The 14,345-nt window shown below is 66.8% G+C and carries 19 protein-coding genes; 6 read left to right on the top strand and 13 right to left on the bottom strand.

Annotated elements, in window-relative coordinates:
- Positions 1 to 129 precede the first annotated feature (129 nt).
- Positions 130 to 276 carry an FmdB family zinc ribbon protein gene (locus NKT36_RS16580; RefSeq protein WP_327053496.1) on the bottom strand — a complete coding sequence of 49 codons (147 nt, stop codon included), beginning with the start codon at positions 274 to 276 and terminating at the stop codon, positions 130 to 132.
- 231 nt (positions 277 to 507) lie between these two features.
- Positions 508 to 954, bottom strand: coding sequence for a CopD family protein (locus NKT36_RS16575; protein ID WP_327053495.1), 447 nt, complete (start codon positions 952 to 954; stop codon positions 508 to 510).
- Between the two features lie 188 nt (positions 955 to 1,142).
- Between NKT36_RS16575 and NKT36_RS16570 the strand changes: the two genes are divergently transcribed.
- Positions 1,143 to 1,355, top strand: a complete 213-nt coding sequence (locus tag NKT36_RS16570) for a hypothetical protein (RefSeq protein WP_327053494.1) — start codon at positions 1,143 to 1,145, stop codon at positions 1,353 to 1,355.
- A gap of 107 nt (positions 1,356 to 1,462) precedes the next feature.
- Here the strand turns inward: NKT36_RS16570 and NKT36_RS16565 are convergent, their stop codons facing one another.
- The 6 genes from NKT36_RS16565 to NKT36_RS16540 form a co-directional block, all read right to left on the bottom strand.
- The gene (locus NKT36_RS16565) at positions 1,463 to 1,861 is read right to left on the bottom strand and encodes a helix-turn-helix domain-containing protein (RefSeq protein ID WP_327053493.1); all 399 of its coding nucleotides are present in this window, start codon (positions 1,859 to 1,861) and stop codon (positions 1,463 to 1,465) included.
- Between the two features lie 228 nt (positions 1,862 to 2,089).
- Positions 2,090 to 3,130 carry a sulfite exporter TauE/SafE family protein gene (locus tag NKT36_RS16560; RefSeq protein WP_327053492.1) on the bottom strand — a complete coding sequence of 347 codons (1,041 nt, stop codon included), beginning with the start codon at positions 3,128 to 3,130 and terminating at the stop codon, positions 2,090 to 2,092.
- A 2-nt stretch (positions 3,131 to 3,132) separates the two neighbouring features.
- Positions 3,133 to 3,282, bottom strand: a complete 150-nt coding sequence (locus tag NKT36_RS16555) for a DUF7512 family protein (RefSeq protein WP_327053491.1) — start codon at positions 3,280 to 3,282, stop codon at positions 3,133 to 3,135.
- Positions 3,283 to 3,653: 371 nt separating this feature from the next.
- Complete coding sequence (locus tag NKT36_RS16550) at positions 3,654 to 4,121, bottom strand: YeeE/YedE family protein (RefSeq protein WP_327053490.1); 468 nt, start codon at positions 4,119 to 4,121, stop codon at positions 3,654 to 3,656.
- Entirely contained in the window at positions 4,118 to 4,615 is a 498-nt protein-coding gene (locus NKT36_RS16545; protein WP_327053489.1) for a YeeE/YedE family protein, read from the bottom strand. The genes NKT36_RS16550 and NKT36_RS16545 overlap by 4 nt, the downstream gene beginning before the upstream one ends.
- A gap of 33 nt (positions 4,616 to 4,648) precedes the next feature.
- The gene (locus NKT36_RS16540) at positions 4,649 to 5,830 is read right to left on the bottom strand and encodes an MBL fold metallo-hydrolase (protein ID WP_327053488.1); all 1,182 of its coding nucleotides are present in this window, start codon (positions 5,828 to 5,830) and stop codon (positions 4,649 to 4,651) included.
- A 265-nt stretch (positions 5,831 to 6,095) separates the two neighbouring features.
- On the opposite strand from NKT36_RS16540, the gene NKT36_RS16535 reads away from it, so the two are divergent.
- On the top strand, positions 6,096 to 6,341 hold the full coding sequence (locus NKT36_RS16535; protein WP_327053487.1) for a sulfurtransferase TusA family protein: 246 nt from the start codon (positions 6,096 to 6,098) through the stop codon (positions 6,339 to 6,341).
- Positions 6,342 to 6,345: 4 nt separating this feature from the next.
- Positions 6,346 to 6,924, top strand: coding sequence for a DsrE/DsrF/DrsH-like family protein (locus NKT36_RS16530; protein ID WP_327053486.1), 579 nt, complete (start codon positions 6,346 to 6,348; stop codon positions 6,922 to 6,924).
- 267 nt (positions 6,925 to 7,191) lie between these two features.
- Here the strand turns inward: NKT36_RS16530 and NKT36_RS16525 are convergent, their stop codons facing one another.
- The gene (locus NKT36_RS16525) at positions 7,192 to 8,196 is read right to left on the bottom strand and encodes an LLM class flavin-dependent oxidoreductase (protein ID WP_327053485.1); all 1,005 of its coding nucleotides are present in this window, start codon (positions 8,194 to 8,196) and stop codon (positions 7,192 to 7,194) included.
- Between the two features lie 176 nt (positions 8,197 to 8,372).
- On the opposite strand from NKT36_RS16525, the gene NKT36_RS16520 reads away from it, so the two are divergent.
- Positions 8,373 to 8,507: a hypothetical protein gene (locus NKT36_RS16520; protein WP_327053484.1), complete on the top strand. Its 135-nt coding sequence runs from the start codon at positions 8,373 to 8,375 to the stop codon at positions 8,505 to 8,507.
- A 27-nt stretch (positions 8,508 to 8,534) separates the two neighbouring features.
- Here NKT36_RS16520 and arsM read toward each other — a convergent pair whose 3' ends face one another.
- Together arsM and NKT36_RS16510 are read right to left on the bottom strand one after the other, a co-directional pair.
- Positions 8,535 to 9,350 (bottom strand): arsenite methyltransferase, encoded by an 816-nt coding sequence (gene arsM / locus NKT36_RS16515; RefSeq protein ID WP_327053483.1) that lies wholly within the window; start codon positions 9,348 to 9,350, stop codon positions 8,535 to 8,537.
- Between the two features lie 152 nt (positions 9,351 to 9,502).
- Positions 9,503 to 10,045 (bottom strand): phosphate-starvation-inducible PsiE family protein, encoded by a 543-nt coding sequence (locus tag NKT36_RS16510; RefSeq protein WP_327053482.1) that lies wholly within the window; start codon positions 10,043 to 10,045, stop codon positions 9,503 to 9,505.
- Positions 10,046 to 10,290: 245 nt separating this feature from the next.
- On the opposite strand from NKT36_RS16510, the gene NKT36_RS16505 reads away from it, so the two are divergent.
- A complete protein-coding gene (locus NKT36_RS16505) occupies positions 10,291 to 11,559 on the top strand; it encodes an MFS transporter (protein ID WP_327053481.1) in 1,269 nt (422 codons plus the stop codon).
- Between the two features lie 6 nt (positions 11,560 to 11,565).
- Here NKT36_RS16505 and NKT36_RS16500 read toward each other — a convergent pair whose 3' ends face one another.
- Complete coding sequence (locus tag NKT36_RS16500) at positions 11,566 to 12,372, bottom strand: enoyl-CoA hydratase/isomerase family protein (RefSeq protein WP_327053480.1); 807 nt, start codon at positions 12,370 to 12,372, stop codon at positions 11,566 to 11,568.
- 113 nt (positions 12,373 to 12,485) lie between these two features.
- Positions 12,486 to 13,760 (bottom strand): M24 family metallopeptidase, encoded by a 1,275-nt coding sequence (locus tag NKT36_RS16495; RefSeq protein WP_327053479.1) that lies wholly within the window; start codon positions 13,758 to 13,760, stop codon positions 12,486 to 12,488.
- A gap of 113 nt (positions 13,761 to 13,873) precedes the next feature.
- Here NKT36_RS16495 and NKT36_RS16490 point away from each other — a divergent pair, with 113 nt between their 5' ends.
- Positions 13,874 to 14,344, top strand: coding sequence for a VOC family protein (locus NKT36_RS16490; protein WP_327053478.1), 471 nt, complete (start codon positions 13,874 to 13,876; stop codon positions 14,342 to 14,344).
- Position 14,345: the final 1 nt, after the last annotated feature.

Here is a 14,345-nt window from a genome sequence, read left to right as displayed (position 1 = left end):
TTCTAGTTTGGTTTATATTAACGCCAGGTTCGTTTACGGCCGGGAGCGGTCGCTCGGTGGTCACGGTACACCCGACACGTGGAGGGCGGAGACCGGCGGCGGGCTGTCGAGAGAGGATGGCGAGGAGATTCAGTCCCAGTCGACGCGTTCGACGGCGTAGCTGCCACACTCGGGGCACACCTGGTACTGGACCTCGAACTCGGACTCACACCCCTGACACTCGTAGGGGTCGGAGTCGTCGGAGGGTCCGACGCCGAGCCGTCTCATCAATCCCATGCCCGCCGCTTCGGAGGTGTGGAATAAATAGGTCAGCCTACCACGGTGAAAGTTAAATCCGGCGCGTAACGCCCTGAAAAGGACACATTGGACGAAACCCCGGTGGCAGCGATTCCCCGGGTTCGGTGAGGAGAGACAGGTCGCAGGTCAGTCCGGTCCGTCGGCGACGGTCGCGTCCCCCTCGACAGCAGTTCCGGACGGGAGGGCCGTCGTCGCGACCGGCGCTCCCTGCTAAGCGTACGAGAGTCGACCGGCGACCAGGAGGAGGCCGACGGCGACCGCGCCCGCGGCGTAGAAGAACGTCGCCGCGCCGTCGGCGGCGTCGCGAGCGCTGCGGCTCAGGCCGTCGCTGAGGCGACTCCGGCCGGCGTGGCTCAGGCCGATGAGGAGGAACCACAGTGCGACCATCGTCAGGACGAGGTGCCCGCGACTCGTCTCCAGCAGGGAGTTGAACGTGTACCCCGTACCGGCGAGGTGGCCGCCGGTGGCGAGCAGCACGAGCGCCGCGAGCGACGAGAACCGCGTGTACTGCTGGGTGAGCCAGTCGAGCGCCTCCGCGTCGAGTCGCCCATCCCGCGCCGCCGGGATGACGAGCGCGGCGACGAACACCGCAGCGCCGGCCCAGAGACCGGCGAACACGGTGTGCAACAGGTTCATCGTCAGGTCGATGGTTGACATCGGGCGGAGGTACTCACGGACGATTCAATATACCTTCGGAAGGCGTTCGGCGGAAACGAGCGGGGGTCGACGCTCGCGCGCTCGCAGGCGCGGACCGCGATGCTATCGCAACGGCCGAACGTCAGCGTGAGCGACCATCAGGTTCAATAGGAGCCGACACGCATCGTCGCCAGGCGGAGATCAGTGGCATGACCGGGAGCGATCGACGGTGGGCGTGGCTTTTCATCGCCCTCGTCGGACTGGGAGGGGTGGTCGTGAACCTGCTGTACTACGTCCAGTTCGGGACGTTCCTGACCGACCACGGCTTCGGTGGCGTCGCCCTCTACGGCGCGCTCGGTGCGCTCTCGGGACTGGCGTACCGGTCGGAACGTGACGGGTCGCCGAGAGCCGGGAACCGGTAGCGACTACCCGTCCACGGCGGCTCGCGAGGAGAGGTCGAAAGGGTCCGGCGGACGCACAACTGTGCAGAGAGAACGCTAAAAGGGGAGATAGAACGACGAGTCAGCGGTTACTGGTTGACGGCCTGTTCGGCCTTGGGGTCGTACTTGTCCTCGAACTCCTGGATGAGCTGGCCCATCTTGGCGTACCACTCGTTGAGCATCCGCTGCATGTCGTTCGTGACCTGGTCGGGGTTGGTCGGCCGGTAGACGTGGTAGTAGCCGCCCTGGTCGTAGTTGACCTGCTCCTTCTGGATGAACCCCGTCTGCAGGAGGCGCTGGATGGAGCGGTACGCGGTCGAGCGCTCGCGGTCGATGCTGTCGGCGATCTCGTCGATCGTCAGCGGCTCCTCGCTCTCGACGACGACCCGGTAGCACTTGCGGTCGAGTTCCTTCAGGCCGTGCAGACACTCCAGTAGTCCCTCACACTCCATGTCCTGCTGGAGGTATTCAGCCATCGAGTCTGTCATTGGTTATCGGCTAGGGATACGGACTAGACACGGAAAAGGTTTTGCATAGTACGCACAACACTGCCGCGTCTCCCGAAAATCCGACGCTCGCTGGATGGTGCGTCGACGGTTACGCGTCGTCGCGTGGACCGCGGGCGCTCGCTGGAGCGGTCCGGATCAGGTCGGTCGGAGAACAGAAACGATCGGGTGGACGCCACGAGAAAACGACGTGCGTCCGAAATTGGCGTGTTAGTCGGAAGCCTGCGCCACGGACGAGGGCTCTTCGGTGCGGAGTTCCCGGATGGAACTGACAACGACCGCCCCGCTGACGAGCAGCGCGGCACCGATGATGATGGCCAGGCTCACCATGTCGAGGACGGGCATCTCCAGGACGCCGCCGAGTTCCCGCACGGCGACCGCGATGGCGCCCAGCAGCAGCATCACGCCGAAGTACACCTTGATGTCCTCTTCTTCCACGAGGCTCGTGGCCGCGGCACCGAGTCGCGCTCCGAGCGCGCTACCGGCAAGCAGCGGGACGACGATGGTCAGGTCGACTGCGCCGTCCATCGCGTACAGGAAGCTCCCGATCCCGCCCGAGAAGACGATCTCGAACAGGTCGGTCCCGACCGCGACCGGGACCGGGACGCCGATGAGGTAGAACAGGGCGGGCATCCGGATGAAGCCGCCCCCGACGCCGAGGAAGCCCGAGAGCAGGCCCGTGGCGAACGCGACGCCGAGGATCATCCAGAGCGAGACCGTGAGGCCGCCCTTGATGTTCATCATCGGCGGAACGCGGTAGGACTGGATCTTCTTGGCGATGTCGGGGATCTCTTCGGCGGCTTCCTCGACGTCCATGTCTTCGGCGTCGTGACTGACGCCACCGTCGTCGTCGCCCTTGATGGCGTTGTACGTGATGAAGACGCCGATAGCGCCGAGGAGGCCCACGTAGGAGATGCTGACGACCGTGTTGGCCAGCCCGATGTCCTGGAGCCAGTGGAGGCCGATCTTGCCGACCTCGATGCCGGCGGTCGTCCCGGCGATCATCAGCACGCCAAGCTTGTAGTCGACCTGTCCGAGGTCGCGGTGTTTGAGCGTCGCGATGACCGAGGTCCCGAACACGAACGCGAGTCCGGACGCGACTGCGACGTCGGTCTTGTAGCCCATCACCAGCAGTGCGGGCGTGACGAGGAACGACCCACCCATCCCGAAGAATCCGAACAGGAGGCCGATGAGTAGCCCGAAGCCGGCGAACATGCCGAGCAGCGACGCCGCGACTCCGAATACCTCCATCGCTAGTCACCCCGCAGCGCCTTCGTGATGGTCGGTCCGAGTACCTGCTCCAGTACCCCATAGCCGACGTACAGCAGGATCGCCTCGACCAGCACGGCGCCGATGATTATGGCGGCACCCATCGGACCGGAGACGCTCTCAATTCCGAACATGATTCGACACCTCGTGCAGTATTGTACTGTTCATTGATTTCTGCTCAACTGGAGATAGCCGGCAACACCACTTAACGGTTTTGGGTTGATGGTGCAAGACTATATTTCGATACGGTATGCATGGTTAGACGTAACTTATGCATGACTACGCGCGGATTCGCCCAGAACGCCTGTCAAGCGTCAACAGAGAAGTATGGCGACCTTCGAATCGATCTCGTTACTGTTCCAACAGTCTCGCTACTGCGCCACCTGTGTTGTGCAAATAGTACAATACTGTAGCGATGGCCGCGTGAGCGGCTATCGACGGTCCGAAACGGTGCTGCAGCTCGTCGGGTAGCGGCCAGTAGGTAGGATGGTGGTCGAAAGCCGATTCAGTCGCTCGCGACGGACGTCGAACCGGTGTCGGACGAGCGCGCCCGCCAGAACGCCTGCAGGTACGAGCCGATGAACATACCCGCGATCGCCCACAGGATGGTCACGTTCCCGATTCCGAGGCTGGCGTAGGCGGCACCGGGACAGATACCCGTGACGCCCCAGCCGACGCCGAAGATGACGCCGCCGACGAGGACGTTCTTGTCGAACGACTTGAGTCGACGCGAGTACGCTCGGCCGGTCAGTGGTGCGCGGTCGAGGACGGTGGTCGCCACGGCGAACACGATGCCGGTGGTGACCGCGGCACCGCCCATCACGAACAGCAGTCCGAAGTCCTCGAACTGCAGGAAGTTCAGGACGACCTCCGGACGCGCCATGTGGCTGTAGCCGAGTCCGAACCCGAAGATCAGGCCGCCGAGCAGTATCACCGGCATGAACGCCGGGTGCCGGTCGGGCTTCGCGCTCATGGATTCACCCCCAGCGCCTGGACCAGCTGGGCCGTTCCGATCGCGACCGCCATGAACGTCGCCACGTTGACGAGGGAGGTCTCGGAGACCGACCCCACGCCACAGACGCCGTGGCCGGACGTACAGCCTTTCCCGACGCGAGTGCCGACGCCGACGAGGACGCCCCCGCCGAGCAGTCGCCACCACTGTACGTCGGTCGTCCACGCGCCACCCTGGAAGACGACGGCGTAGACCGCCGCCCCGAGGACGATACCGAGCGTGAACACGATCCGCCAGTCGCGGGAGGCGAGGTACTTCGGCTGGTTGAACCGGGGCAGGCTCGAGGCGTACGACCACGTCGATTCGAGGAACGTGCTCGCGCCCGCGATGATGCCCGTGCCGAGGTAGATCACGGCCGTGCCGAGACCGATGAGTAGCCCCCCGATGGCGTACCGCTCGATGCCGTTCGGGAACAGCTCGGCGAAGGTCAGTGCTGGTATCAGTTCCACGCTCATTAGTAGATCATCGGAAGCCGACTATCCTTCGGTTCAGTCATCGCTCGTGAGTGCGTCCTGACTGGCAGCGCAGTTGTTGGGGCCGAGTTCGAGTTCGAAGGCTTCCTCGTCGTCGGCCTCCTGCTGACCGAGGTTCGTCTCGATGATGTCGACGTAGTTCGCGGGCCGGGGCGGCATGTCCGCGAGGACGATGTCCACGAACTCGTCTTCGTCCACGGTCAGCGCGTCCATCGTCTCCGTCAGCTCGCCGATGGGCGCGGTGTAGGTGCCGTCCTCGGCGGGTTCGGCCGAGTCGCTGAAGTGCGCACCGCCGATGAGGACGTCGTCGTCGAGCGTGAGCACGCGCTCCTGGAGCGACTCGTACAGCTGCTTGGCCGCGTCGGGCGCACCCTCGTCGCCCTCTTCGAGGTCCGGGCGGGCAACGCTCTCGATGAACAGGCCGTCGCCCGTGGCGAGCAGTTCCCCGTCGACGAGGTAGGACGTCATGCCCGAGGTGTGGCCGGGCGTGTACACCGTCTCGATCTCGGTGTCGCCGACCTCGAAGACGTCGCCGTCCTCGGCGTTGGTGACCTCGTCGGCGTAGGTGACGCCGCGCTCGACGGAGGCCGCCGGGATGACGCCCTCGACGCCTTCCTCGGCAAGGGCACGCACGCCTGAGATGTGGTCGGCGTGGATGTGGGTGTCGATGGCGTACTTCAGGTCGGCACCGAGCTCCTCGGCGTCCTCCAGGTACGTGTCGGTGAACGCGCGGAGCGGGTCGATGATCGCCGCCTCGTCGCCGGAGACGACGAGGTAGCCCAGACAGCCGCTGGAGGGACGCTGGTACTGCGCGACGAGCGCGTCACCGTCGGTCTCGACCTCCTCGTACTCGTAGATGGTCGCCCAGCCGTTCATCCCCTCGGCGAGGCTGACCGCGTCACGGCCCTCCTCGACGAGCATCTCGGCGATGAGTTCGCTGGACCCACCCTTCGCACAGAGGACGACGAGAGGGTCGCCCTCCGGGATGCGTTCGAGGTCCTCCTCGTCGAGGCCGTCGACGAGGCCGTAGTACGGCACGTTGGCGATCTCGACCGAGTCGCCCTCGATGTGCCACTCGTCGAACTCGTCCTCGGCGCGAACGTCGAGGATGGTGACGTCCTCGCCAGCGTCGATCTGCTCTTTCAGGGTCTCCGCTTCGATGGTCTCCACGTCGGTGTCGGACGTATCTTCACTCATTGTCGTCACGTAGCGTTACTGGTCGGTCGCACATAAGCTTTTGCATAGTATTTCGATTACTACGCAATACCGTATCGGTCGGTGACGACCCTGCGAAAATAGAGCAGCAGCGACGGCCCCGCTTCACCGTTATTGTTGTCTCAGCACACGCGAGCGAGTACACTATGGTAGAACAGTCGAGTACGGATTTTACAATTCGACGGGTTTTTGTACCCGAAGTTGGTATTGTGGGGTAAGCCCAAGACAGACCAAGGGTGACCCAACTATGAGCACGGAATTCGAAGTCACTGAGACGCTGGACGTGAAAGGAAAGAGCTGCCCGATGCCCGTCGTCAAGACCAAGCAGTCCATCGACGGCCTCGGCGAAGGAGACGTTCTGGAGGTCGTCTCGACCGACTCCGGTAGCATGAGCGACCTCAAGGGGTGGGCCGACACGACCGACGGCGTCGAGCTCCTCGACCAGGAGGAGGGCGACTCGGTCTACCGCCACTACGTCCGGAAGACGGAGTGACCCCATGAGTACGGACACGCCCGACGCTTCGGGGGCCGACGCACCGAGCCAGGCCGAGCTCTACGAGCAGATCGAGGAGCTCGAGCAGGAGGTCGCGGACCTCAAGTCCGAGGTCGGTGACGGCCAGAAGAAGATGACCATCATCGCGACCAAGGGGACGCTCGACATGGCGTACCCGCCGCTCATCCTCGCCAGCACTGCCGCGGCGTTCGGATGGGACGTGGTGGTCTTCCACACCTTCTGGGGCCTCGACATCCTCCACGAGGAGAAGTCGAAGGAGCTCAAGCTCAGCGCCGTCGGCAACCCGAGCCTGCCGATGCCGAACGCGCTCGCCGCGCTCCCGTTCGGCGACGCGATGGCGACGAAGTTCATGAACAAGAAGATCGACGAGAACGGGACGGCGACCATCGAGGAGCTCGTCGACCTCTCCATCGAGAGCGGCGTCGAGATGCAGGCCTGCCAGATGACGATGGAGCTGATGGACTACGAGGCCGACGAACTCTACGACGGCGTCGTCGCCGACGTCGGCGCTGCCACCGCCCTCGAGCACATGGCGGACGCCGACATCCAGTTGCTCGTCTGACGATCTGGACGCTTTCCTCACCGCCTCCCGACGGTCGAACGACGTCCACGGCTACCCATTCTCCGGGCGGCGCTCGCACGACGACACCACCAGCGTCAGCCAGGGCGGGTCGTAGCGACCCCGAGACGATACCGACCCCGAGACGACGGGCGCTAGCCGTCGCGGACGAAGCCAAAATCCGACGCCGCCCGGCGGTCTAACAGCGGAAATTGTGGGGTGGTGTGCTGGCGCGGGGACGACGGTCGACCAGCAGCGGAAACGGTGGTGTCACCTGACGAGCGGAGCGACCTCGTCGCCGAGACGCTCGACGCACTCGACCATCTCGTCGGTGCCGATGCCGGGGTGGTACGTGCGGAAGATGAAGTGGACGTCGTCGCCCAGCGCCTCGCGGTACGTCTCGAGTTCCGCTGCGACCTGCTCGGGCGTGCCGAAGATGGCCTGCTCTTTCAGTTCCTGCTTGCGCTCGTCGTCGAGTTCGTCGACCGTCTCGCCGGAGAAGATCTCGGCGTACCGCCGCTGGATGAAGAAGTAGCCCGACTTCATCGTCTCCCACGCCTCCTCGCGGGAGTCGGCGACGAAGCCGTGCTGGAGGACGTACACGTCGAAGTCGTCGTCGAGGCCCTCCTCCTCGCGGACGTTCTCGATGTCCTCCTTGCGCTTGCGGACGCCCTCGATGGAGAGCGCGGAGGGAGCACACCACGCGTCGGCGGTGCGGGCGGCGCGGCGGACCGCCGGCTTCGCCGACCCGCCGAACATGACGGGGACGTCCGACTCGGGGTTCGGCGTCACGCTCACGTCCGGCGAGACGTCGTGGAACTCGGCGTCGTAGTCGAGCGGTCCCTCCGACCACGCGCCGCGGAGGACGTTCGTCGTGTCCATGAGGCGGTCGACGCGCTCCTCGCGGGGGACGCCGAACGCCTCGAACTCCGCCGGGTTGGACCCGATGGCGAGGCCGAGCGTCAGGCGACCGTCTGAAAGCAGGTCCACCGTCGCGGCGTCCTCCGCCAGGCGTACCGGGTCGTACAGCGGCGCGAGGGCGATGCAGGTACCGATCTCGACGTCGTCGGTCCGGGCCGCCAGCGCGCCCAGCGAGGGCATCGTAGCGGGGAGGTAGCCGTCGTCCGCGAAGTGGTGCTCGGACACCCATGCGCTGTCGAGTCCAGCGTCGTCGATGGCCTCGCCGAGTTCCAGCATCTCGTCGTAGATATCGGTCATCGAGCGGTCGTCGTCGGGGCGGCGCTGGCAGGTGAACAGTCCGGTGCCGAGCTTCATGTCCCCGGCTTGTCGCCCCCCGACCTTAACGGTTTACGGCGAGGCAAGGTGCGCGACGCTCCCGCGAGCAACTCCCGTCGCTCGGAGAGCAGGGGACGGGGAGACGGGTCGTGTTCCAGGGACCGCATAACAGAGACTACATAATTGTTACGTGGGCAGGTGCCGGAGAGAATCCCATGGGTACAGATGGTCCCCTCACGAGTTCCGGCCCCGAGCCGCCCGAGGACAGCATCCTGGACGCGCTCAAGCCGGTGCTCGTACTGGCCGGGGCGCTGGTGCTGTTCTTCGTCGCTCTGGTGCTGTTCGGGTAGGAGGAGAGAAGCGGCTCCTGGCCGTCCCTACGCCGGCTTGCGGGCCGTGATCCGCGCGGAGGCGACGTACTCGCTGAGGTCGCGGTCCTCGGTCCACTCGCGGATGAGCGCGTCGCTGTCGTCCTTCGGTTCGACCGACACCGACTCGAACCCGGCGTCTTCGAGCATCGCTTCGAGGTCACCGATGCGGGACGCGCCGGCGATGCAGTTCGAGATGGCGTCGAGGTCCGTCCGGAGGCCGTCCGGCAGGTCGGCCGTCAACACGACGTCGGTGATGGCGACGCGGCCGCCGGGCGCGAGGACGCGGTACACCTCGTCGAACACCTGCGGCTTGTCGGGCGAGAGGTTGACGACGCAGTTCGAGATGACCACGTCGGCCGTCGCGTCGGCCACGGGCAGGTGCTCGATCTCGCCGAGGCGGAACTCGACCGCGTCGGCGTCGTTGTCCTCCACGTTGTCGCGGGCGCGCTCGACCATCTCGGGCGTCATGTCGACGCCGATCACCTGTCCAGAGGGGCCGACCTCCCGGCCGGCGAGGAAGCAGTCGAAGCCCGCGCCGGACCCGAGGTCGACGACCGTCTCGCCCTCGTCCAGGTTCGCTATCGCCGTGGGGTTGCCACAGCCGACGCCGAGGTTCGCTCCCGCTGCGACGGCCTCCAGTTCCTCCGTCGAGTAGCCGAGCTCCCGCGCGGTCGCCGAGACGTCGGCCTCGCCCCCGCCGCAGCACGACGACCCGGAGACGCCGCAGGCGTCGCCCTCGCCGGCGGCGAACGTCCCGTAGTGGTCGCGGACCGCGTTCCGCTGCTCCCGCGCGTCCGGTGCCGATGTGGAATCCTCGCTCATGTGGATGTCGCCTCGGAGTTGTCGCTCGGCCGGCATGAATCCACGGGAAGCCACAGGAATCGGACGGACTCGTGGGCGACCGGTGGTGTCCGCAACCGACGGGGCGTCGGTCCAGCGGGCGGGTCGGCGGACCAGCACGGGAACGCGACCGTTCAGACGGTCGCCTTCTCGGAGCTCGTCGTGATGACGTGCTCGACGAACAGCAGCCCGATGAGTCCGAGGACGATGACGGTGTACGCGAGCGCGGCGAACAGCGCGTCCTGGGTGCTCGCGTACGCGCCCGTGCGGAAGATGATGGCCTTACGGACCATCGCGATGACGCCGGTGTAGATGATGAGCCGGACCACCTGGCGCGTATCGCTCTCCTGCGTGTAGGCGACGACCGTCTGGTACACCTCGACGATGACGAGCAGGAGGAGCCCGGTGTCGATGAATCCGACGACGACGGTGGGATCGGTTATCGTCCCGTCAAGCACCGCCTCGACGATCCGGATGACGAGGTCGACGACGCCGATGGCGAACAGGAGCGCGAACACCAGCGCCGCGGCCAGTTCCACGACGTGGACGAACCGGTCCGTCAGCGCGGCGAACCGCGTCGAAAGGAGACGGCCGGCATCGGCGTTCTGGGCAGGGGCGGCGTCGGCCGTCCCACCGCCGTCCGGGCTCGGCGACCGGGAGCCGGTGTCCTCAGCCATGACGACAGTTCGTTGCCGGGGTCGTTCGGCGACTCACGGGGGAGAGTGGGCGACTTGCGAGCAAAAGCGACCCGGAACCACCGATAATGCGTCCTTCCGTCGGCGGTCACCGCAACCGAGGTAAGAACGGCCGGTTCCGTCACGGGGCGCGGTCCGGACGCGCCGCGCGGTCGCGGTCCCGCCGAACCAGGCGGAGCAATTGTCGCCTCCCCTAGTTTTACCTGGCCGGGACGGAAGGGCATGGCATGGTATCGTCGGACGACCTGAAGACGCGTCGCTGGGTCGGCTGGGCCGTCCTCGCGTCGGCGTTCGTGCTCGTCAACTTCCACCGGGTGTCGACGGGCGTGCTCGCCGAACACCTGGCCCGGGCCTTCGACACCACCGGCTCGGAACTCGGTCTGCTGCACGCCTCCTTCTTCTACATCTACGCGCCGCTCCAGCTGGTGGCGGGCGTGCTCGCCGACCAGAAGGGAACCCGGCGGGTCGCCGGCGCGGGCTCGTTCGTGATGGCGCTGGGCGTGCTCTGGTTCGCCGCGAGCGGTACCTACGTCTCGGGGTTCGCGAGCCGGGCGCTCGTCGGCCTGGGCGGTAGCGTCATCTACATCGCGACGCTGCGCTACTGCGCGAACTGGTTCCGCGCCGACGAGTTCGCCACCGTCACCGGGCTGACCCTCTCGGCGTCGGCGCTCGGTGGGCTGGTCGCGACGACGCCGCTCGCCGTCGCGGTCGCCGACCTCGGCTGGCGCGCCTCGCTGCTCGCCGTCGGCGTCGCTGGTCTCGGGGTCACGGTGGCCGTCGTCCTGGTCGTGCGCGACTCGCCGGCGCAGGCCGGGCTGGCTCCGGTCGCGGACGCCGCCGACCCGCCGGACCTGACGTTCGCGGAGGTGCTCGACAACGCGCGGGTCGTCCTCCGCGAGCGCGAGACGTGGATCATGGGGCTGATGCTGTTTTTCGCCATCGGGACGAACTTCACCGTCATGGGGCTGTGGGGCGTCCCCTACCTCGTTCACGCCTACGACCTCTCTGTCCGGACGGCGTCGCTCTACACGCTCGCCGGCAACGCCGGGCTGCTGTTCGGGTCGCCCGTGATGGGGTGGCTCTCGGACCGACTCGGCCGGCGAACGGGGCTCATCGTCGCCGCCGGTCTCCTCTACACGCTCGCGTACGCCGGCATCGCCCTCACCGGGACGCCGCCGCTCGCCTACGTCGGCGCGGCCTTCTTCGGCGTGATGTTCCTCCTCGGCGGGTTCCTGCTCTCCTACACCGTCGTCAAGGAGCGCCACGCCGGCGAGACGAGCGGGACGGCGACCGGTGCCATCAACGCCATGGGCTTCTTCGGCGGTGCCGTCCTCCCCGGCGTCATGGGCGTCGCGCTGGACGTCTACTGGACCGGCGAGACCGTCGCCGGGTCGCGCATCTACACCCTGCTCGGCTACCGGGTCGCGTTCGCCATCGCGACCGCGAGCGGCCTCGTCGCGCTCGGCTGTGCGCTCTGGCTCCACCGGCGCACCTGACTGGCGCTACCGCCCGGGCCACTCGTCGGCGTCGAGCGGTTCGCCGTCGAGGAAGGCCGCGATGCCCTCGCCGGCGTCCTCGGTCGCACAGAGCGCGGCGAACCGCTCGTTCGAGTAGTCCAGCGCCGCGTCGTACTCCATGTCGACCATCTCGTAGAACGCCGCCTTGCCCATCTGGACCGCCGTCGGGCTCTTCGACGCGATGGTCTCCGCGAGGTCCCCGGCCGCGTCCAGGTGCTCGCCGTCGGGGACGACGCGGTTGAGCAGCCCCCAGTCCAGCGCAGTCTCCGCGTCGATCAGTTCGCCGGTCAGTATCAGTTCGAGGACGCGCTTCCGTTCGAGCGACTGCATCAGCGGCACGGCCGGCCCCATGCAGAAGAGACCGACCTTCGGGGCCGTCGCGCCGAACTGCGTTCCCTCGGCGGCCACCGCCAGGTCGCAGGCGGCGACCAGGCCGATGCCGTTGGCGGCCGCGTGGCCGTGCACCGCGGCGACGACGGGCGTCGACATCTCGGTCAGGGTGTGGAACGGCTCCTCCATGCGCGCCACCCACGTCTCGTACTCCGCCTCCGTCTCGTGGTCGGCGTGCTCGGAGACGTCGATGCCGGCGGAGAAGGTGTCGCCCGCCCCGTCGACGATTATCGCCCTGACGTCCGGGTCCTCGTCGAGCGCGTGCAGCGCCTCGTCCAGGTCCTGCGCGAGGCCGGTGCTGAATGTGTTCATCGCGTCGGGCCGCGAGAGCGTGATGCGACCGACGTAGCCGTCGCGGCTGGTCTCGACGGTCTCCCACTGTTCGGTTGTCTCTGACGTCATGTGGGGGGCTTCGCAGGCCCCCGTGTTAAATGTCATCACGCGACGAGATGGCAGCCACAGCGGAGGGCGTCGTCGCCGAATCGGAAACGCGGGAAGAGGGAGGAAGCGTCCCGTCAGTAGTCGATGGTCGTGATCTCCTCGACCGGCCACTGGCTGAGGACCTCGACGCCGTTCTCCCGGACGACGACCATCTCCTCGACGCGGACGCCCTGGCGGTCGGCGGGCTCCATCGTCTCGACGGCCATGGTCATGCCCTCCTCGATCTCGATGGGGTGGTCGGGCGAGAGGCCGCGCCAGATGAGCGGCACCTCGTAGAGCTGGAGGCCGAGGCCGTGCGCCCAGTGGTTGGTCGTCATCTGCCAGTGCTCGTCGGCGTCGTACCAGTCGGCGTGCTCGCCCGCCATGTCCGGGAAGCCCTTCGCTATCTCGTCGGTGGTGACGCCCGGCTCGATGCGTTCGAGCACGTCGTAGAGGTTGTCGCGCGCGGTCTCGTAGGCGTCTTTCTGGGCCTGGGTGGGCTCGCCCATGCTGAAGGTGCGGTAGTAGCAGGAACGGTAGCCCATGAAGCCGATGTTGTAGAAGTCGGCGTAAACGAGGTCGCCGGGACGGATGATGCGGTCGGTGGTGTTGGCCTGGTGCTTCGGCCACGTGTTCGGGCCGGAGGTGAGGTAGCCGCCCTGGACCATCGCGCCGAGGCTCCAGAGCTCCTTGGTGGCCTCGCCCCAGACCTCCGACTCGCGCATGCCGGGGCGGGCGGTCTCCTTGATGCGCTGGAACCCGCCCTCGATGATGGCGGCGACCATCCGCAGCGCCTCGATCTCGTCGCGGGTCTTTATCTTCCGGGCGTCCTCCATCACCTGCACGCACTCGCCGGGGCGGACGTCGACGCCGCGGTCCTCGAACTCCGAGATGAGGTGCTGGTTGCCCACGTCGATGCCCATCGGCTCCTTGTGGACGCCGTACTCCTCCATGGCCTCGACGACGAGGCCGGCCATCTTGCCCTTCAGCCAGTTGCGCGCCGAGTCGCGCCCGGACGCGCGGGGAACGTTACCGAGGCCGGGACACGCGTAGCGGACGTCGTCGAGCCACGGGCAGTTGAACCGCTGGTTGCTCGCGTGGTCGGCGGTGTCCCAGTGGACGACGTCCCCGTCCTCGGTGAGCAGCGTGTAGTGGTCCGCGCCGGAGCCGCCGGTCATCGCGAGCCCCGTCACGTACCGGACGTTCGGGTCGTTGATGAGGAGCATGCTGCCGAGGCCGGCCTCGCGCATCCGCTCCAGGGCGCGCTCCTTGCGCTCCTCGCGCATGCGCTGGAAGTCGATGCGTTCCTCCCAGTCGACGCCCATCGTTCCTCGGGTTCCTTCCATGAAGTCGCGCTGATACAAGCCCATGCCGGCGGCTACTCGGGCCGCCGTAAAGAAATTTCCCGAACGTCGTTCCCTGGTGACGATTCGCGCGCCACCGAACCACAGAATCAAGGTCCCCGTCTCCGTCCGCACGGACGATGACAGCACACGACACGCCGATAAGAGTGGACCACGTCGGCATCGCCGTGACCGACGTCGAGACGGCCGAGCCGTTCCTGCAGGCGCTCGGCTGCGAGAAGCTGACCGACGAGACCGTCGAGGACCGGTTCCGCTGGGCCTACTACCGCCTCGGCGACGCCTCCCGGCTGGAGCTCATCGAACCGGTCGCCGAGGACACCTTCCTCACCGACTTCCTCGACCGGAACGGGCCGGGACTCCACCACGTCACGCTGGAGGTGGCCGACATCGACGCCGTCGTCGCGGCGCTCGAAGAGAGCGGGTTCCGGGTCGTCGACCGCGCCGAGTTCGACACCTGGACCGAGGCGTTCGTCTCGCCGTCGAACCCGACGGGCGCGCTCTTCCAGCTCATGGAGTACGACGACGACTACCACGATGGGCGCGGGCCAGCCGAGGACGTGTACGTGAACGGGCACCGGCTCGGCGAGTGAA

The sequence above is a fragment of the Halomicrococcus gelatinilyticus genome, from assembly GCA_024227995.1.
Classification (GTDB): domain Archaea; phylum Halobacteriota; class Halobacteria; order Halobacteriales; family Haladaptataceae; genus Halomicrococcus; species Halomicrococcus gelatinilyticus.
This window is presented reverse-complemented; position numbering and strand designations above follow the sequence as displayed.